This is a genomic window from Pseudomonas syringae (assembly GCF_000737245.1).
GTDB classification, from domain to species: Bacteria; Pseudomonadota; Gammaproteobacteria; order Pseudomonadales; family Pseudomonadaceae; genus Aquipseudomonas; species Aquipseudomonas syringae_J.
Map to the genome: position 1 here is coordinate 34607 of NZ_JPQU01000026.1, position 19363 is coordinate 53969.

At 57.7% G+C, this 19363-nt stretch carries 15 protein-coding genes; 11 read left to right on the forward strand and 4 right to left on the reverse strand.

Going from position 1 to position 19363, the window contains the following annotated elements; genetic code table 11:
* Positions 1-384 precede the first annotated feature (384 nt).
* The gene (gene yihA / locus IV01_RS16460) at positions 385-1020 is read right to left on the reverse strand and encodes a ribosome biogenesis GTP-binding protein YihA/YsxC (protein WP_032627611.1); all 636 of its coding nucleotides are present in this window, start codon (positions 1018-1020) and stop codon (positions 385-387) included.
* 351 nt (positions 1021-1371) lie between these two features.
* On the opposite strand from yihA, the gene IV01_RS16455 reads away from it, so the two are divergent.
* From IV01_RS16455 to IV01_RS16430, 6 genes are all read left to right on the forward strand, one after another.
* Positions 1372-2001, forward strand: a complete 630-nt coding sequence (locus tag IV01_RS16455) for a c-type cytochrome (protein WP_032627612.1) — start codon at positions 1372-1374, stop codon at positions 1999-2001.
* 265 nt (positions 2002-2266) lie between these two features.
* Positions 2267-2902 carry a thiol:disulfide interchange protein DsbA/DsbL gene (locus IV01_RS16450; protein WP_032627613.1) on the forward strand — a complete coding sequence of 212 codons (636 nt, stop codon included), beginning with the start codon at positions 2267-2269 and terminating at the stop codon, positions 2900-2902.
* Positions 2903-2915: 13 nt separating this feature from the next.
* Positions 2916-3788 carry an endonuclease/exonuclease/phosphatase family protein gene (locus tag IV01_RS16445; RefSeq protein ID WP_032627614.1) on the forward strand — a complete coding sequence of 291 codons (873 nt, stop codon included), beginning with the start codon at positions 2916-2918 and terminating at the stop codon, positions 3786-3788.
* Positions 3785-5866: a GGDEF domain-containing protein gene (locus IV01_RS16440; RefSeq protein WP_032627615.1), complete on the forward strand. Its 2082-nt coding sequence runs from the start codon at positions 3785-3787 to the stop codon at positions 5864-5866. The genes IV01_RS16445 and IV01_RS16440 overlap by 4 nt, the downstream gene beginning before the upstream one ends.
* Before the next feature lie 80 nt (positions 5867-5946).
* The gene (locus IV01_RS16435) at positions 5947-6723 is read left to right on the forward strand and encodes an N-acetylmuramoyl-L-alanine amidase (RefSeq protein ID WP_032627616.1); all 777 of its coding nucleotides are present in this window, start codon (positions 5947-5949) and stop codon (positions 6721-6723) included.
* Between the two features lie 81 nt (positions 6724-6804).
* Positions 6805-8424, forward strand: coding sequence for an EAL domain-containing protein (locus IV01_RS16430; RefSeq protein WP_032627617.1), 1620 nt, complete (start codon positions 6805-6807; stop codon positions 8422-8424).
* 165 nt (positions 8425-8589) lie between these two features.
* Here the strand turns inward: IV01_RS16430 and IV01_RS16425 are convergent, their stop codons facing one another.
* Complete coding sequence (locus IV01_RS16425; protein ID WP_032627618.1) at positions 8590-10377, reverse strand: KinB sensor domain-containing domain; 1788 nt, start codon at positions 10375-10377, stop codon at positions 8590-8592.
* A 10-nt stretch (positions 10378-10387) separates the two neighbouring features.
* The gene (algB, locus tag IV01_RS16420; protein WP_032627619.1) at positions 10388-11734 is read right to left on the reverse strand and encodes a sigma-54-dependent response regulator transcription factor AlgB; all 1347 of its coding nucleotides are present in this window, start codon (positions 11732-11734) and stop codon (positions 10388-10390) included.
* A gap of 243 nt (positions 11735-11977) precedes the next feature.
* On the opposite strand from algB, the gene IV01_RS16415 reads away from it, so the two are divergent.
* The 5 genes from IV01_RS16415 to gltP all read left to right on the forward strand — a co-directional run bounded on the left by IV01_RS16415 (position 11978) and on the right by gltP (position 16014).
* The gene (locus IV01_RS16415) at positions 11978-12826 is read left to right on the forward strand and encodes a BON domain-containing protein (RefSeq protein WP_032627620.1); all 849 of its coding nucleotides are present in this window, start codon (positions 11978-11980) and stop codon (positions 12824-12826) included.
* A 224-nt stretch (positions 12827-13050) separates the two neighbouring features.
* Positions 13051-13353, forward strand: a complete 303-nt coding sequence (locus IV01_RS16410; RefSeq protein WP_032627621.1) for a hypothetical protein — start codon at positions 13051-13053, stop codon at positions 13351-13353.
* A gap of 73 nt (positions 13354-13426) precedes the next feature.
* Complete coding sequence (locus IV01_RS16405) at positions 13427-13591, forward strand: DUF1328 domain-containing protein (RefSeq protein ID WP_002555679.1); 165 nt, start codon at positions 13427-13429, stop codon at positions 13589-13591.
* 2 nt (positions 13592-13593) lie between these two features.
* Positions 13594-14061, forward strand: a complete 468-nt coding sequence (locus IV01_RS16400) for an inhibitor of vertebrate lysozyme family protein (protein WP_032627622.1) — start codon at positions 13594-13596, stop codon at positions 14059-14061.
* Between the two features lie 621 nt (positions 14062-14682).
* The gene (gene gltP, locus IV01_RS16395) at positions 14683-16014 is read left to right on the forward strand and encodes a glutamate/aspartate:proton symporter GltP (RefSeq protein WP_032627672.1); all 1332 of its coding nucleotides are present in this window, start codon (positions 14683-14685) and stop codon (positions 16012-16014) included.
* Positions 16015-16458: 444 nt separating this feature from the next.
* Here gltP and IV01_RS16390 read toward each other — a convergent pair whose 3' ends face one another.
* Complete coding sequence (locus IV01_RS16390) at positions 16459-19308, reverse strand: class I adenylate cyclase (RefSeq protein WP_032627623.1); 2850 nt, start codon at positions 19306-19308, stop codon at positions 16459-16461.
* Positions 19309-19363 lie beyond the last annotated feature (55 nt).

Below are 19363 nucleotides of genomic sequence, written 5' to 3' on the forward strand. Positions count from 1 at the left end.
AAGCACCCCACACAAGAGCGATCTCAATATTGGCGCTACGACGTGGGACCGGCTTTAGCCGGGAAGAGGCCAGTACATCCACCCGATATCTATCGTCTGAATTGCCGCCTTCCCGGCTAAAGCCGGTCCCACGTCGTCACATTCGCTTGCGAGCAAACCTAGAATTTCCCACAGGGGTAAGGCGTGCTTGGCCAGAGAATTTCCCCGGCCCAGGAACTTGTCCCGTGAAATCCGGGTCAGAGAACACGATTGGCTGCGAAGCCAGTCATGCTCCTAGTTGTGTTAAGTGTTGGCAGATATCTGGCTCCCCTCCCAGGAAGTCAGAAACTTGAACCCCGAACTTCCCCTCCCCACATGAAGTCCGGGGTTTTTTTTGCCTGGGATTTACTCCGCAGGCGCCTTGTCTTCCAGTTCCATCCAGCCGGCCAGTACCGTATAGGCATCTTCCAGGCCCATGCGCTTGGGAGCCGAGAACAGTTGGATGCTCACTGCATCACCCCAGCCCTTGCGGATTTCTGCCTGAACTTTAAGCAGGGTGTTCTTGGCTGCGCCATAAGTCAGCTTGTCAGCCTTGGTCAGCAAGATGTGCATTGGCATGTGGCTGGCGATCGACCAGTCCAGCATCAGGATGTCGAAGTCGGTCATCGGGTGACGGATATCCATCATCAGAATCAGACCCTTGAGGCTTTCCCGGCTGCCCAGATACGCTTCAAGGTGACGCTGCCAGTGCAATTTGAGCGGTATCGGCACCTTGGCGTAGCCGTAACCCGGCAGGTCGACAAGGCGCCGCTCATCGTCCAGTTGGAAGAAGTTCAGCAGCTGAGTGCGGCCAGGCGTCTTCGAGGTACGGGCCAGGCTGGCGTGCGTCAGGGTATTGAGCGCGCTCGACTTGCCAGCGTTGGAACGGCCTGCGAAGGCCACTTCAAAGCCTTCGTCGTCCGGGCACTGGTCGACTTTGGCAGCGCTGAGCATGAAGGTAGCCTGTTGGCACAGACCAAGGATGGGGTTCTTGAGTTGCATGTGATTTCCGGTAAGAGCGGTGCCAGCAAGGGGTGCGGCAAGAGGTGTCGTTTCCGTTTCAGTGTTGCCAGTATATAATTACCGCAGATTTTGTGTGTGCTTTGTCCCGATACGGCAAAGCCACATCAGCAAGCGAGAACTATATGCGCATTAGAACGCAGTCCGCTTTTAACCTGAAAGGGTTGCTGAGTATGAAGGCTTTGGAGTTGCCTGTGTTCAGGAGTTCAAAGCAATGCCGTCGCGTGGATTGTGCAGGGACCGCAGTAGCGGGAGTTCGTGGACCATCGTCCGTCTGGATGAGCGAATTATCTTCTACATAACTATTCACATTTAGCCGATCTGGATTACCTGATGAAAAAAATTTTCGTGAGCCTGCTGTTGAGCCTGCCGTTGAGTTTGGGTATCTGCGGTGCGGCCCAGGCGGCCGAACCGGTGGTTGGCGACCCCGCCGCCGGACAGGCCAAAACCGCTGTATGTGGTGCCTGCCACGGTCCTGACGGCAACAGCTTGGCTCCGAATTTTCCCAAGCTGGCGGGTCAGGGGCAGCGTTATCTGCTCAAGCAATTGCATGAAATCAAGGACGGCAAGCGCGTCGTGCTGGAAATGACCGGCCTGCTGACCAACCTCAACGATCAGGATCTGGCTGACATCGCGGCCTATTACGGCGGTCAAAAAGGCAGCGTGGGCGCAGCCGATGAGAAGCTGGTCGCGCGCGGGGAAGCGCTGTTCCGTGGCGGCAAACTGGATCAGGGCATGCCGGCGTGCACCGGTTGTCACTCGCCTAATGGTGTAGGCAATGCACAAGCGGGCTTCCCTCATCTGGGTGGACAGCATGCTGATTACATTAAGAAACAATTGACCGCTTTCCGCGAAGGCGAGCGCACCAATGACGGCGACACTATGGTCATGCGCTCCATTGCGGCCAAGCTGAGCAACAAGGATATCGAGGCGCTCTCCCAATATATTCAAGGGTTGCATTGATAAAGAGCACCTGACGCAGAACCTGTGGGAGCAAGCTTGCTTGCGAAGGCGGTATTCCAGGCTCAGAAAAGTGACGGACGATCCTGCCCTTTCGCGAGCAAGCTCGCTCCCACGGGGATAACTCGGTCACGTATTCAGCTTAAAAAGGGTAGCTTCGGCTACCCTTTTTTGTTCTTGCCAGCGTTACACTAGCGAACTCGCGCCTTGGCGACCGGTCCAAAGCCGGTCGTTTGAAGTCGACTCAAATCTGCCTCAGGAGTAAAGCATGCGTAATCTGATCCTCAGCGCCGCACTGGTTGCCGCCAGTCTGTTCGGTATCACGGCACAAGCTGCCGAGCCTATCGAAGCCGGCAAACAGTACGTCGAACTGAGCAGCGCCGTCCCTGTTTCCGAGCCTGGCAAAATTGAAGTTGTGGAAATGTTCTGGTACGGCTGCCCGCATTGCTACGCATTTGAGCCGGTCATCAACCCATGGGTTGAGAAGCTGCCAGCCGACGTTCACTTCGTTCGCATTCCTGCCATGTTCGGCGGTCCATGGGACGCACACGGTCAATTGTTCATTACCCTGGACACCATGGGCGTAGAGCACAAGGTTCACGCGGCGGTATTCGAGGCAATCCAGAAAGGCGGCAAGCGTCTGACCTCACCGGAAGAAATGGCTGATTTCGTGGCCACTCAGGGCATCGACAAGGCCAAGTTCCTGGAAACCTTCAACTCGTTCGCGGTGAAGGGCCAGATCGCTAAGTACAAAGAATTGGCCAAGAAGTACGAAATCACCGGCGTGCCGACCATGATCGTCAACGGCAAATACCGCTTTGACCTCGGCACCTCCGGTGGTCCTGAGCAAACCCTGCAGGTTGCTGATCAGTTGATCGCCAAAGAGCGAGCGGCTACCAAGTAACCGGGCGCCTGCCATGCGGCGCTGGAGAGAAGCACGTGTTGTTGGCCTGCATGATCCGCGGGTCAACGAACATCATGTTCAAGCAAGCGGGTTGCCGGCCGATGGTCGGCTACGTTTGCTCAGTTTCAATATTCAGGTCGGCATCAGCACCGAGCGTTACGGCCACTACGTAACGCGGGGCTGGCAGCATTTGCTGCCTCACGGTGGTCGGGCCGGCAATCTGCAGAAGATTGGTGACCTGCTGGGCGACTTCGATCTGGTAGCCCTGCAGGAAGCCGATGGCGGCAGTTTGCGTTCCGGCTACGTCAATCAAGTCGAGCACCTGGCGCAGCTTGGGGCTTTTCCCTACTGGTATCAGCAACTCAATCGCAACCTCGGCCGTTTCGGTCAGCACAGCAACGGCGTGTTGAGCCGTCTACGGCCGGCTGCCATTGAAGACCATCCATTGCCTGGCCCGGCTGGGCGCGGTGCGATCCTCGTGCGTTTCGGCGAGGGCGAAGACGCGCTGGTAGTGGTCATGATGCATCTGGCGCTGGGTGCTCGGGCGCGCACACGACAGCTTGCTTACATCAGAGAGTTGATCGGCGGCTATCGGCATCAGGTATTGATGGGCGACATGAACACCCACGCCCTGGACCTGCTGGAACACTCGCCGTTGCGCGACCTGGGCTTGCTCGCGCCGCAGATCGAAGCAACGTTCCCGAGCTGGCGGCCGCAGCGCTGTCTTGATCATATTTTGCTCAGCCCTACCCTGACGCTCGAACGGGTGCAGGTGCTGGCGCAACCTATTTCCGATCACTTGCCCGTCGCGGTGGAGATCCGTCTTCCGGCCTCATTATGTGAGGACTCATTGCCCGTACCCAGTAATCGTGGATCGCTTGCATGAGCGATGAAGCTGAACGCTGGAGAGAAAAGTACCTCAAGGGCATCGAGCAACAGGACAAGCTCGAAAAGCGCTGGAATGCCCGTCTCGACTTGCTGCGCCGCGGTCTGGTACGCAGCAGTCTGGCGGCTGAGGGCTCGGATCGGGCGGTCGATCAATGCATGAAGGAAATGCGCGAGATCGTCCGCAAGGATGACATGGACGCGGGGCTTGCTGCGCTGATCCCCAAGCTCGAAAAGGCTGTGCTGGACTCCGAGCAGCGCCGCGAAGTCCGCGCCGGTCAAATCAGCAGCGCGCTGGTTTCACTGGTGTCGCAGTTGCAGTCGCTGGATCTACCCAAAGACGTCCGCAAGCCGCTCAAGCGTTTCGCTAAAGACCTTGAGGAGCGTGCCTCTCAGGCGCGAGAACTGCCACTGCTTCTGGGCGAACTCAGCGGACTGCAAGGGCGGGCGCTAACCCAGATTGAAAAGCCTGAAGAGCAGGCGAGGCCAGGCTTGCTGGCGCGCTTGTTCGGCGGGCATGAAGCGAGCCCGGCCGGCGCTGAGCCGGGTGATGCCACTGCGCAATTAACGCCGCTCATCCCGGAGCCTGCGCCTGGGGACTTCGATGCCTACGCCGACGATCGGGGAGAGCCTGACCCCTCGCCAACCGCTGTGGCTGCGCCGACTCAACCGGCTGGCACTTCGACTGGACGGTATGAGCCGCTGGCAGCGGTAGAGCCGGCAGCAGTGGCGTCGCAGCACGTGCAGGTCGTTCAGGCTGCTGCAAAACCTCGTGAGGTTGTCGAAGCGGCGGGCGTTGAAGTTGTCGCTAAAGTCGATCCTCTTCCAGCGCCCTTACCTGAACCCGAACCGGTCGCCGAGCGGGTTGCCGCGTCAGAGCTTGAACCTGTCGCCACTCAGGACCTGCTCACCCCGACACCATCGGTGCCGTTTGAGCAATTTTCCGAACCCTTCATCGTCGGCCTGGACGAAGAAGCATCCGAGCAAAGTGAAGAAGCGGCGCCCTTTTCACTGCCCAGCTCTCCTGAGCCTAGTTACAGCTCTGTCGCCACTCACATTGAGGAAACCCTGCTGGGGCTGCTCAACGATCTGACCTTGCCCGAACATCACCGCCCGCAGGCCGAGGCGATGCGCAAGCGTTTGGAGCATGGACTTAATTGGTACGAATTACTGCCGATTCTCGAGGATCTTGCAGTCTTGATGCTGGCTATCAGTGATGGCGGCCAGCAAGATTTTGAAAGCTACCTCAAGCAGCTCAACGAGCGACTGGAGTCGTTCCAAAGCAATTTGCAGGCGGCCAGTGAGGACTATGTAGGCCAACAGTCCGAATCGCGAGAGTTGAATAATCAGCTGCGCGAACAGGTGGATGGCCTGCAAAGCAGTGTGCAGGATGCGGCTGACCTGAACAGCCTCAAGCAAGTGCTGGAAAGCCGCCTCGAAGGTTTGCTGAGCACTATGGATCAGCACCAGGTCACCCGGGACGAGCGCGAGCAGAACGTGGCCGCGCGCTTGCAAAGCCTTGCCAGCCGGGTCGCGACCATGGAGCAGGAGGCGTTGGGTTTCAGGGCCAACATTGAAGAGCAGCGACAAAAAGCGTTGATTGACCCGCTGACCAGCCTGCCCAACCGTGCTGCCTGGGAAGAGCGCCTCGGGCATGAAGTCGCCCTCTGGCAGCGAGATAAAAACAGCCTGCTGCTGGGCATTCTCGATCTGGATCACTTCAAGCGCATCAATGATGGCTTTGGGCATCTGGCCGGTGACCGGGTTCTGAAGATCGTTGCCAAGGTACTGAAGAAACACCTGCGCGGCGGCGATTTCATCGCCCGTTTTGGCGGTGAAGAGTTCGTGGTCCTGATGCCGGCCACTCCCGTCGGCGCGGGGCTGGCGCTGCTGGATCAGTTGCGTACAGCGGTAGAGCTTTGCCCTTTCCATTTCAAGAGTGAACCGGTGGTCATCACTGTTTCAATCGGTGTAACAGCGCTGCGCCCAGGCGAACGCAGCGATGTTGCGCTCAAGCGTGCTGATCAGGCGCTGTATCGCGCCAAGGAAAACGGCCGCAATCAGGTAGAGCAAGGCTGAGCGGTCCTTGCTCGGCCTGATCGATCCCTGCTCTTTACGTTATGCTCAATTCTTTTACTGCCAATGCGTACCGGATTCTCATGAAGTTGCTTTGCTCTGCCCTGTTGCTCCTTACCTTGACCGCTTGCACCAGTGGCCTGCGGCTCGACACCAGCCACCCCTCGGCCAACTACGACAATCGGATTCAGTTTGTCGTCGTGCACTACACCTCCACGACGCTGGAGCATTCCCTTGCATTGCTGACCAACGGCGAGGTGAGCGCCCATTACCTGATCGGCGACACGCCCCCGATCATCTACAAGCTGGTAGACGAGAGCGCTCGTGCCTGGCATGCCGGTGAAAGTGAGTGGGATGGGCGTACCTGGCTGAATTCGGCATCCATCGGCATTGAAATCGTCAATCCCGGTTATCGCGACACGCCGACCGGAAGGCTCTGGTATCCCTACACCGAAGGGCAGATACAGGCCCTGATCGTGCTGCTCAAAGACATTGTTAAGCGTAACCACATCGATCCACGTCATATCATCGGCCATAGCGACATTGCCCCGGCGCGCAAGTTGGACCCGGGGCCGCTGTTCCCCTGGAAGCGGTTGGCCCAGGAAGGCTTGGGCGTGTGGCCGGACGAGCGTCAGGTTGCCCAGCAGCAGGCCTTGATGGCTAATGCGCTGCCGGATGTGATCTGGTTCCAGCAACAACTGGCCCGGCTTGGCTACAGCACACCGCAGACCGGGGAGCTGGATGTCGCGACACGCGGGGTTCTGGCTGCCTTTCAGATGCATTACAGGCCGGCACGGTTCGACGGACAACCTGACGTGCAAAGCGCGGCAATCCTTAAAGTACTCAATCGCCAGCGCTAAAGGTCTGAAATACGCTGATAAAACGAGCGTTTTTCAGGTCTGTTGCTATACCTGAGGGGGTAATCCTGCGGATATCCCCCGATGCTTGGTGCTGCAACCTCATTTCGCATGACTTTCTATCGTCCCTGGCTGATGGCTTTGCTCGCCGCCATGTTGAGTGCGGCTGTGCTTTTGGCAGGCAGCTTCGCCTTGGCCGTGCATCAGGCACGGCAAAACGAAAGCGAGCAAATGAAGGCCCAGGGTGAGCGCTTTCTGGTACGCCTGGAGCAACTTTTCGGGCAGTTACGTGTGGGGCTGGACCAGCTGGAGGCTCAGCCTCTGAGGCGTTGCACCCCCGAGATGATTGACCGCTTGCGCCAGGTGATTGCCAGCTACCGCTTTATCTACGAGGCGGCGTTTGTTGGCGATACCCAGTTGTGTTCCAGCTGGATCCCCACCAGCAATCTGGGTAAGGAGCGCCCCGCCGATATTCGCGGCCCGACTTATGACTACTGGCTCAATACCTCGGCCCAGCCCGACGACAACCTGGCGGCACTGGTGCTGGGCCGAGGCGGTTTCAGAGTGTCCACTTCCCGGGGCCATCTGACCGATGTAGTTGATCTGCCGGTGGGAGGCAGCTTGCTGGTAGTGCTCAATCACGGCAGCAAAGCGGTGACGGTTCTGGGCCCGGAGCAGTCCTGGCCGCCGACGGCGCGTTGGTCGTCGGAAGCCGATGAGACCTTGATGGTCACTGATAAACGACTGATTTATCGCATGCCGACCCAGAGTCCCGAATATCAGCTGGTGATGATTGCGCCTCGGGCAGGCTTGCAGGAGAAAGTCGCTGGTGCCTGGTGGTTTCTGGTTCCGGCAAGCCTTCTGGTGGCCCTGTGCATCGGTGCATTGGTGCTGCAACTGGTACGGCAGCAGCGCTCTCTCGGGGGTGAGTTGCAAGGCGCATTGAGGCGCAGCGAGCTCAAAGTTCTGTATCAGCCGATCTTTGACCTCAACACCCGACTCTGCGTGGGTGCCGAGGCGCTGGTGCGCTGGCGCAGGCCCGACGGCACCTTGACCAGTCCGGACCTGTTCATCCCGCTGGCGGAAAACACCGGGCAGATTCGGCAGATCACGGACTTCGTTTTGCAGCAGCTGCTGGAGCAACTTGGGCCGTTGCTGCGTGCCAATCCGCACCTCTATATATCAGTGAATCTGGCTGCCTGTGATGTGATGGCCCCGCGCATCGGGCGAGTAACGGCCAGATTACTGGCACAGCATCGAGTGGCTGCACGGCAAATCGCCTTCGAGGTGACCGAGCGTGGGTTGATCGACGTGGTGGTTGCCCGCAATCACCTACAGGCGCTGCGCGACCGGGGCCATCAAGTGTTGATCGATGACTTCGGCACGGGTTATTGCAGCCTGGCCTATCTGCAAACCTTGCCCGTGGATTGCCTGAAGATCGACAAAGCATTCATTGATGCCCTCGGCCATGATGCCGCCAGCAGCGGTGTCGCTCCGCACATCATTCGTATGGCTCATGCCTTGAATCTGCGGGTGATCGCCGAAGGTATCGAGTTTGAGTCCCAGGCTCAGCTGTTGATCAGCGAGGGGGTTATTTATGGCCAAGGCTGGCTGTTCGCCCGACCATTGAGCGCGGTCAAGTTCACCGAACTGGTCACCGGCGGCCGCCGCAGCCAGGGAAGACGGGCGGAGGACGTGGCGTGATTGCGGTGCTTATGGGCGATTCTATGACGTGGGACCGGCTTTAGCCGGGAAAGCAGTAGTTCGGTAGGGAAAGATTCAGTGCCTGTCCCGTCCTCTTCCCGGCTAAAGCCGGTCCCACGTCGTTATCCGATTGAGGGCAGGCGCGCGCCTACAGTCCAAAAATGGTTAAAGCGGCAACGCCATATAAAACTGGGTGCCCTGCCCTGGTCTTGAGTACACGCCCATTCTGCCGCCGTGCAGTTGCACGATTTCTTTGCACAGTGCCAAGCCCAGCCCGGCACCGCCTTTCTTGCGGCCGACCTGGACAAAGGGTTCGAAAATCCTCCCTTGCTGCCCATAAGCAATGCCTTCACCGTTGTCCTCGACACTGATGATGACCCGCTCGCCATGGCGCCTGGCCTGTAAGCGGATCAGGCCATTTTCAGGGGTGTGGCGCAGCGCGTTGTCCAGCAGGTTATCCAGTACCCGTTCAAGTTGAGCACGGTCGGCATGCAGGCGCGGCAGGGGTTCTTCGGCTTCGATCGACAGGACGATGTTCTGCTCCTGAGCTTGATCCTGAAAGCGCAGCCGAGTGTGTTCGAGCAATTCGTCGATGGAGCAAGGCGCGAGAGTGAGTTTTTGCAGGCCGTTCTGATAGCGGGAAAAATTCAACAAGTCATTGATCAGCTGCATCAGGCGCTGCATTTCTTCATTGACCGTGTCGAGCAGGTCCGCTTCTCGGGAGTCGGCTGGGAATTTTGCCCGCTCGCGGAACAGGCCGAATGCCATATGCATCCCCGTGACCGGCGTGCGCAGTTCATGGGAAGCGCGCAGAACAAACTCGCTACGCACGCGCTCGAATGCCCGCTGTTCGGTTACGTCATGCAGCACCATCACTGCGCCGAGGATATGGCCTTTGGTGTGACTGACGGGGGTAAGGCTGTAGGTGAGAAGCCTTGTTTCGCCATCGACCTCGATTTCCAGATCTTCCGGCGCGCGTTCCAGTGTTCCCCCGCGCAGGGTGAGATACAGTTGCTCATCGAGCTCGGGACGCTGCAACGCCTCGCCAAGGCCTTGGCCCAGACGGTCTTCGTCCCAGCCCAACTGGCGTTGGGCAACCGGGTTGAGGTGTTCCAGCCGACCCTGGCGGTCGATCATCAACAAGCCATCATCGATACTGTCGAGAACGGCCTGAAGCCGTTGTTGCCCGGCAAGCAATTCGTCGACGTTGGTCACCTGATGTTGGCGCAAAGCTTCGGCCATGATGCCGAAACGCCGGGTCAGCAGGTTCATCTCAGCAGCCGAAGAGATCGGCAATGTGACCTCGAAATTGCCTTGGCCGATATTATCGGCCGCTTTGGCCAGCGCCTCGATGGGCGCACCAAAACGCCGGGCAATGCCGTGAGCGGTGATGAAACCGATGCACAGTACCGCAAGCCCAACCAGGCCCAGCAAGCCTGCCACCCATATGGCCCGTGACCTGGCCCGGGATTCAACCTCGCCGATATTGCTCAGGGACTGTCGATGCGCCGCAACCAGCTTGTTGCGCAAGATATTGAAGCGCTCGCTTAGCTCGGCGTTGTCGCGCATGGCGCGAGGTGTGCTTCTGGATTTCGCGTAAGCCTCGAGAAATCTTTCATAGTCAGTGCGGACACCCAAAAAGCCATTGTCGACATTACTCTGTTCATCATGAGCGATGCCCTGAGCCAACACTTGGCGAAACTGCTCCTGCAGCTTTTGCAGCGGTTCCTGTGCGGGTGACTCATTGAGCATCATGACCAGCTGATCACCCAGGTTTTGCCGGAGTTTGAGCCCCGTATCCAGCGACACGAAGTTCTCTCGGATCAGGTTTTCCTGGGATTTGGCCATCTGCATTACGCTGACGAGCCCCAGCGCCAGCCCTAACAACGCTACCGTTATCAGGGCCGAGATGCTGAAGAACAGCCTTGTGCGTAACTTCATTGCCCATTTCATGCGCGAGTTTTCACAGGTTGTACTGCTTGCGTTTGCGGTACAACGTCGAGGCGTCGATACCTAAGGTTTTCGCCGCCTGATCCAGCGTTTCGCTGGTGGCCAAGACTGCGCCGATGTGGGCTTTTTCCAATTGGTCCAGGCTCAGGGCAGCGCCTACGCGAGGTGCGTTGCTGGTCGGCTGCTCACCCATGCCCAGATGCGCGACTTCGACACGTTCTTGCGGACAAATGATGCTGGCCCGTTCTATCACGTTGCGCAGCTCGCGAATGTTGCCCGGCCAGCGGTAATTGAGCAGCGCAGACTTCGCCTCTTCGCTGAATCCCCGTGCAGGGCGCGCGTAATCCTTGACGAAACGCGCCAGGAAGCGATCAGCCAGGGTCAGGATGTCTTCGGTGCGTTCACGCAATGCCGGCAGATGCAGGGTGATCACATTCAGGCGATAGAGTAGGTCTTCGCGAAAACGGCCGTTGCGAACCATGTCTTCCAGGTTGAGGTTGGTGGCTGCGAGGATGCGGACATCGGCGCGTCGGGTAACAGGGTCACCCACGCGCTCGTATTCCTTGTCCTGAATGAAGCGCAGCAACTTTGGTTGTAACGTGAGGGGAAAATCGCCGATTTCGTCAAGAAACAGCGTGCCGCCGTCGGCTTGGTTGACGCGTCCCAAGGTGCTTTCGCTGGCACCGGTAAACGCGCCTCGGCTGTGACCGAACAGTTCGCTTTCCATCAGTTCGGCCGTCAGAGACGGACAGTTGATGGTGACGCAGGATTTCTTCGCGCGTTTGCTCCAGCCGTGAATTGCCCGGGCCAGCTCGCCTTTACCGGTACCGGATTCGCCGAGGATCAGGATGTTGGCATCGGTGACAGCTACCTGACGGGCAGTTTCCAGAATCGCCATCATTGAAGGGCTATGGGAATCCAGGCCGTCCTTAGGTTTGCGGATCTCACCTTCGAGGGCTTCAAGGCGTGCCGAGAGTTGGCGCACTTCCAGTTGTTTGGCGGTGGCCAGACGCAGTTGGTCCGGGCTGCAAGGCTTGACCAGGTAGTCGGCGGCACCTGCCTGAATAGCATCCACGGCAGTGTCGACGGCCGAATGTGCCGTGACGATCACTACCCGCATCCAGGGGGCCTGGACGCGCATCTGCGCCAGCACATCAAGGCCATTGTCTTCGCCCAGCCGCAAATCCAGAAAGCACAGGTCGAATACCTGGCGTTGCAGCAACGTTTCCGCTTGCGCTGCGCTGTTGGCGGTGGCGACGCTATAGCCCTCATCTTCCAGGCAATAGCGGAACGTGCGAAGGATCGCGGACTCGTCATCCACAAGCAGAATACGGCCCTGATTCTCAGTGGCTGCTTCCATTTTTCCTACGCTCCTCAGTGAATTGTCTTGCCTTAGTGTCGGAATAATCGGGCAAGTTGCATGGTCGATTCTGATTGATTATGCGTGCTGCATGGTAGCTATCTGATAGGAATATAGTTAAGCGATTGATTTATATAGTTTTCTACCCAAAAAAACCGCTGGCACATGACTTGCGGGTTTCTTCTGCTTTTCGATTGAGCGATTTGCTCAAATCCAATGCATAGCCATCGATGGAGAAATGCCATGCACCCGCTGAAAAAGCTCGCCCTGGCGACCGCCACAGTCACGGCACTGAGTCTCAACCCGCTACTGGCCAGCGCGGCCCAAGGGGATCTGCCCAGCCAGTTGAACGAAGCAAGACAGGAAGGCTCGATCTGGACAGCTTTCGCCCTCAATAAACATTTGAGCCCTTTCAAGATCGACGTGAGCGTTGAACAAGGCACTGCAGTCCTGAAGGGCAAGGTCGAGAATGAGGTCGATCGCGAGCTCGCAGAACGAATTGCGCTGGACGTCAAAGGCATCGACAAGGTGGACAACCAGCTGGAAATAGATCCCGAAGTCGCCGCTGAGCCCGGCGCCAAAGCCTCCATGGCGCAGCGCTTTGAAGACGCCACCCTGACCGCGACGGTGAAGTCCAAGTTGCTGTGGAGCAGCGTGACCGAGGCGCTGAAAATCGACGTCGATACCAAGGATGGCGTGGTAACGCTCAAAGGTCGCGCGCAGAGCCCGGAAGCCAAAGAAGTGGCTGGCAACCTTGCGACCAATACCGATGGCGTGGTCAGTGTTAATAACCTGATCAGCATCAGCGCCGCGGACTCTATCAATTCCCGCACCGACCCGCAGGTCAACACCCCTGTCGAGGAGATGAGCGATGTCTGGATTACCAGCAAGGTTAAATCCAGCCTCATCTATAGCCGCAACCTCGATGGCATGAACATCAAAGTCGAGACCAAGAGCGGTCTGGTTTCCCTCAACGGGATCGTCGCCAACTACGCCGAGAAAGAATTGGCGGTGGAAATCGCCCGGAATATACGCGGGGTTAAAGGGGTGAATGCAGATGCGTTGAAAGTCCTGGCCAAGACTGCGGGCTAATCCTACGCGGCGGTCGTCGTGCAACCTGCACGATAAATACAGGCTTATCGTGCAGGTTGCTCGCAGAAAGATTTTATAGGTGAATGTAAGCCGCTGATTTATAAGGAAATAACTGTGATTATAAAACTGGCATGCACCCTGCAATAACCCTCTCATACAAGCCGTGAAGTAACCGGCAACAAGATCAGGATCGAGCATCCCTGCGGGATCTCAGGAGCAACCAGATGAACAGCAAGCGTTTCGCCCAAATGCGCATTTCGCCACTGCATATCCAGCAGATGTTGTTTGCCACATTGGCCGTGCTGGTCACTCTGATTGCGATCCAACAGTTTCAGCGCTGGGATAACAACCGCGCGGCAATGCATGAAGCGACACAGATTAAACAGCAGTTCACTTACAGCCAGTCCTACACCACGGCCAGTGCGCCGTTGGCCAGAGACACTGCGCTGAGCTTTACACCTGTGGAAGGCACAGCGCCTGTCAGTGAAATGCCGCAGCAGCAAAATCAGCAATCCTGGGTTTTCTAACCCGCGTTGCCGTAGAAACAGCATTCATTAAAAGCAGTAACCACTTTAAAAGTAGTAACCAAGGAGAATCACCATGTTGAGTTGGGCAATCACGTTTCTGATCATCGCCATTGTCGCTGCAGTACTTGGCTTCGGTGGTATCGCAGGCACCGCGACCGGTATCGCGAAGATTCTGTTCGTCGTATTCCTGGTCATGTTCGTTGTCTCCTTCTTCTTTGGCCGTCGCGGCCGAGGCTGAATATGCGCACTTCGTTCCATTCACTCGCCGCCGCCCTGTTAATGGGCGGCAGCACAATGGCGATGGCTGCCAATGATGGACAGACCCGAGTGAACGAGCTCCTTAGCTCTGCACCCGAGTATCGCCAGACCTGGGAAGGCGTTGTTAAGAAAGAAGAACGGCTACCTGATTGGGTAATCAATCTTTCTGGCGCTTCGGAGCAGCAGATGCAGGCTGTTACGGAAGAGGGCAAGCCCTTCATCGTCGGGCCATTGTGTGAAACCGCTGAAAGCTGCAAAAGCAAACGCCTGATCGTGGCTTTCAGCCTCGATAAGGATGATGCCTATGCCATGTTGGTCGAAGTGCCTGCGGGCTTGCCTACGGACAAGTCTCCAACGCGCCATGCGACCTACCGTTTCCTCGGCGATCCGGATGATGGAATGAAGAAGCTGTTGGATGAAGAGCTTCGCAAGGATCCGAACTGGTATTAAGTAATACCAAGAACTCGTGAACAGAGAGCACTCTTGTTCGGAGTGCTTTTTGAGCTGCGCCGCTCCACGACGGTGGCGCATGACCATGGGGCCGGGATGCTTTGATCGTTTGGATCGAAGTGACCTAGGGGTACAGGGAGTACCTCCGTTGAGGGCCGGGTCAGGAAGAACCGCGATGCAAGTTCTGCTTGCGTCGCGTTTACTCATTTCTACCAGCGGCACATGGCCGCACATCCGGGTTTTTCTGTAGGAAATTTCCGCGCTTCATCGAAGAATCCCCCCCCCCCGCTGTAACCCCCTCTTTTGAATGCCTAAAAACTCCACAGACGCCGTTTTAGCCACCTGTGCGCCGAAATGCGGCACTCGGATGTCGTTTTCAGATAGGTTTTATGTCGCAAACGTTATGCCGATTCGGCATGGGGTAGTCATTTACGGCATTAGACGCTGCCTCTTCTCGTGGGAATAGTTGCGCCTTTTTTCGCCAGCTACAGAGCCAGGATGCTCGCTTGCGGCACCTACTCTGGACGGCTCTGACAGTCACTGCTTCGGATTGCTGTGGATTGGCAATATTGTGCAGGCGTGTTTTCAGAGATGTCCGGCCACTTGAAAAAAGGTAACGACATGAAGAAGGCAAAGCTGAGCCTGGCCTGGCAGATCCTCATCGGTCTGGTACTCGGGATTGCGCTGGGTGCGCTGCTCAACCATTTCAGTGCCGAGAAGGCGTGGTGGATCAGTAATATCCTTCAACCTGCCGGCGATATCTTCATTCGCCTGATCAAGATGATCGTCGTCCCGATTGTGGTTGCGTCGCTGGTAGTGGGCATCGCAGGTGTCGGCGACGCCAAAAAGCTCGGGCGTATCGGCCTCAAGACCATTCTCTACTTCGAAGTTGTGACCACCGTTGCGATTCTGGTTGGGCTGGTGCTGGCCAACGTTTTTCACCCGGGTGCCGGCATCGACATGAGCACCCTGGGCACGGTCGATATCTCCAAGTACACGGCAACCACGGCCGAAGTGCAGCATGACCATGCCTTCATCGCGACGATTCTTAACCTGATCCCGTCCAATATCTTCGCCGCCGTTGCCCGTGGCGATATGTTGCCGATCATCTTCTTCTCGGTGATGTTCGGTCTGGGTTTGGCCAGTCTCGACGCCGAAGTCCGCGACCCGGTGCTGAAGGTTTTCCAGGGCGTTTCGGAAACCATGTTCAAGGTCACTCACATGATCATGAAATACGCGCCGATCGGTGTATTTGCATTGATCGCCGTGACCGTAGCCAACTTTGGTTTCGCGTCGCTGCTGCCGTTGGCCAAGCTGGTGATCCTCGTCTACTTCGCCATCGCCTTCTTCGCGTTCGTGGTGCTTGGTCTGATTGCCCGCCTGTTCGGCTTCTCGGTGATCAAGTTGATGCGCATCTTCAAGGACGAGTTGATCCTGGCCTACTCCACCGCCAGCTCCGAAACCGCCCTGCCGCGGGTGATCAGCAAGATGGAAGCCTATGGCGCACCGAAAGCCATTTGCAGCTTCGTGGTGCCGACAGGCTATTCGTTCAACCTTGATGGCTCGACCTTGTACCAGAGCATTGCCGCCATGTTTATTGCCCAGCTTTATGGCATTGATTTGTCGCTGGGCCAGCAACTGATGCTGGTATTCACCCTGATGGTCACGTCCAAGGGGATCGCGGGTGTGCCGGGTGTTTCCTTTGTAGTGCTGCTGGCGACGCTTGGTAGCGTTGGTATTCCACTGGAAGGCCTGGCATTCATCGCTGGTGTTGACCGCATCATGGACATGGCTCGCACCGCACTCAATGTGATCGGCAACGCCTTGGCGGTGTTGGTGATTTCGCGCTGGGAAGGCATGTACGACGACGCCAAAGGCGAGCGCTACTGGAACTCCCTGCCCCATTGGCGCAGTAAAGAGCCGTTGTCTGGGGTTGAGTCAAGTAAGGCTTAATTTCAAAACCTCGGCTATTCTGTGGCGGTGGGTTTGCTCGTGAATGGTTTTTCAGCGAAATAACTTTCGACTGACCTGACGCCATCGCGAGCAAGCTCACTCCTACAGAATTTTGTTTAATCCGTTGGAGCGGCTGGGCGGCATCCGACTTGCCCGCGAACCAGGCGTCTCGGTCTGTCAGAAACACCACGTCATCGTTCATCGCGGGCAAGCGCGCTCCTACGGATGGAACACGATCTCTGTGGGAGCGAGGCTTGCCCGCGAATCAGGCACCTCGGCTTATCAGATTCCCCGCGTCATCGTTCTTCGCGAGCAAGCTCGGCTCCCACAGGGATACGCGGTCCGTTGGAGCGAGGCTTGCCCGCGAACCAGGTGCCTCGGTCTGTCAGACACATCACGTCACCGTTCTTCGCGAGCAAGCCCGGCTCCAATAGGGCTGTGCGTTCAAGCCTGAGCCATGGCGTCATTCAGGGATTTTTCCAGATGTGCTTTGTAGCGCAGATAGAGAATGCTCTGCCCTCGTGAATCTCCCAGCAGCCCTGAAAGATCCAGGTCGGTGATGTAACAGCGATAGCGCTCAGGTTCAATGCGCTGCTCCAGGATCTGCCGGGCTACGACGCTGAAGAGTTGATCGCCATGTTCCAGCTCGGAAAACTCCTGGTTGTCGCAGTACAGAGTGACGCTCACCTGACCGGGTGATGCTTCCTCGATAATCGCCTGCACATCGTAAAACGGCTTATCCATCGCCACCGGCGCATTGCGCGGTTCGATACGTCGTGCGCGCGCCAGCCCTGAGGGCAGTAGCTGGTAATAGAGAATATCCAGTCGCGTCGGTTCAAGAGGGTTGTCCAGCGGCAGCATGGCCCCGCGTCGATATACCAGCGAGCGGAAGAACCGCTGCAAGGGCATCAGCAAACTGGTTTCGTCATGGTAGGGCAGACTTTGATGCCATAAAGCGTTGCGCTCATCGAGTACGTAAAGCTCAGCGGTCGCCTGATTGATCCGATAAAAGACCTGGATGCACTCCGGCTGGCCGGACGGCAGGATCAACGCCAGATCGTGCTCGGCCAATGCGTGTGGGTCCAGATGCAGCGGGCTGTAGCGAGGTATCTCCTCGCCCAGGTATTCAAACAGGCCTGCAAGGCTGTTGATCACCACCTGCGTCACTGGCTGGGCCGGGACCATTTCCAGAACGTGATACTGCTGCTGAACCTGAATCAGATAGCGGTGATTAAGGCGTTGTGCATGCAGCAGCTGCGCGGTGGCGACCAGCTCCTCCACTCGCTGGGCAATGGCTGGTGCCCGGTTGTGGCAGAAGCAGCGCACGCGCACCACAGGCTGCGCAGCTCCTACGGGCAGGTTGCTCAACAGGTCGCTCAGGCAGTCGAGCAAGGCGTGTTCGCCATCATGACGGGTGACCAGAATTTCGTTCCAGCTGTTGAGCGTGATCTGATCCAGCGTCAGTACGAGGTTCTCCCGAACCCCTGCGTAACTCAGCGAGTCGGTGCGCTCGGTGGTCATCAGGATGTTGAGGTCGCGGTGGTGCCTGAGAGGGTCGACCCCCACGTTGACCAGCAACAGGATTTCCCTGGGTACGCTGGCACTGAGCAAACGTTCTTCGCTCACCACCTCTAGCGGCATCGGAATCTGTTGTTGCAGCGCGCCGAGCAGGTTGAACAGCTCGATCTCGCTCAAGTCGCTGCTACCCGGATGCAGCGCGAGCCGGGTGGAGGTGTCGATGATGTTGTTGCGATGACACCAGGTCAGCAGCTCCAGAAGTTCTCGGCTGCGCTTGATGGGTGAAAAATTGAGCCAGTCCTGAGGGCCGAGGCTGCCGTTATACAGCGCCCACTGAGTCTTTCCTGGCTCGCGGCGGTTGTCTGATTGCACCAGTGTCAGGGTGTCTTCAGCCAGATCGGGAGCAATGCCGGGGTTGATGTACTCGATTTTGCCGGCCTTGCGCTCGAAAGCGGCATACAGCCTGCGGCCAAGCACATTGAGGTCCCGGGTATTGGCCGAGCTGCCTACATTTTGAGTTCGGGCAAATTGCGTCAGAAAGCGATAGCTGTAATTGAGTTCGTTGACCAGTGTCCGGCGTTCAAGGGTCACCTGACGGACTTTCCACTGACTGCGGCTGTCTAGCAACAACAGTTGCCGTTCATTCCAGCCCCATTCCTGCGTCAGGCGCTCCAGCAGTTGTCGCTGCCAACCCGTGCTGCGCAGCCGCGTGCTGCCGGTGAGCTTTTTATTCACTTTCAAATACAGGGCGCGGCGCACCAACTCCAGGCGCTCAGACTCGCCACGCTGGACGAGGTATTCCTCTATGCGGCGATAGACCACCATGTACGGGTCCAGCTCATCCAGATCCAGCTGGTTGGCGAACACCGCCTCCTTGAAGCGCAGGCTCAGGCACTGCACCTGAGGGTGTTCACTGGCATAGACCTCAATCAGCAACAGTTTGAGCACCGATTTGTAAGGCGACTCAATGCCTTTGAACAGCTGCCACAACCCCGCGCCAAGGAACTCCCCCGGCGGGATTTGCGCCAGATGACCCAAGTCCAGCACCTCGTCGGCGCGGATGAAGCGTTTGGAGAGCAAAGTGTGGGTGAAATCGGTGTAACGCCGCTCTTCGTAAGTGGGTACCAGCCACCACATCGGCGTGCGGCCAGCGAGGCAGATGGCCGTGCGGTAGAACTCATCCAGCAACAGATAATGCTGGGTAGTGCCGCAGTCGTCTGAGCTGAGTTGCGCGTCGCGCTCGCCAGTCACGAAACGTTGCGGGTCGATCAGGAAAAAATGCGCTTCGGCACCCTGGCTATCAGCCCAGGCTTCCAGCGCCTGGCACTTTCTGCGCAACTCGGCGATTTCGCTGTCGGTCAACTCCGGGTCGTGGCAGACCCAGACGTCCATGTCGCTTTCTTCGGCTTGCGCCAGGGTGCCAAGGCTGCCCATCAAAAACAGGCCATGAATCGGCTGGCGCACGGTGCCCAGGGGCGACTTGTAGGAAAACGAGCGGGTCAGGCGTTGGGCTTCGGCCAAGGCCAGTGTGCTGGGCTGATAATTGGATACGCCGGCGGGCGTGCTGCCGGAAACATAGCCCGGTAACAGCGGGTGGTTGACATGGAAAAACAGCGGGAGCAGGTTCAGCACGGTCTGTTGGCGGGTCGACATTCCTTCGAGGGCACGGGAAAGCCGCCCGTTGCTCAGGGTCATGAAGCGGGTGCGAAGCTGGGTAAGCACGACTCGGTCGATGCCTTGATCCAGGTCGGGACGAATTTCGGAATTTCGCGTCATTACAACTCAAACCGGCTGCCGGTTTAGACAAAGGGGCAGCGTTGAAGGGGTGAGC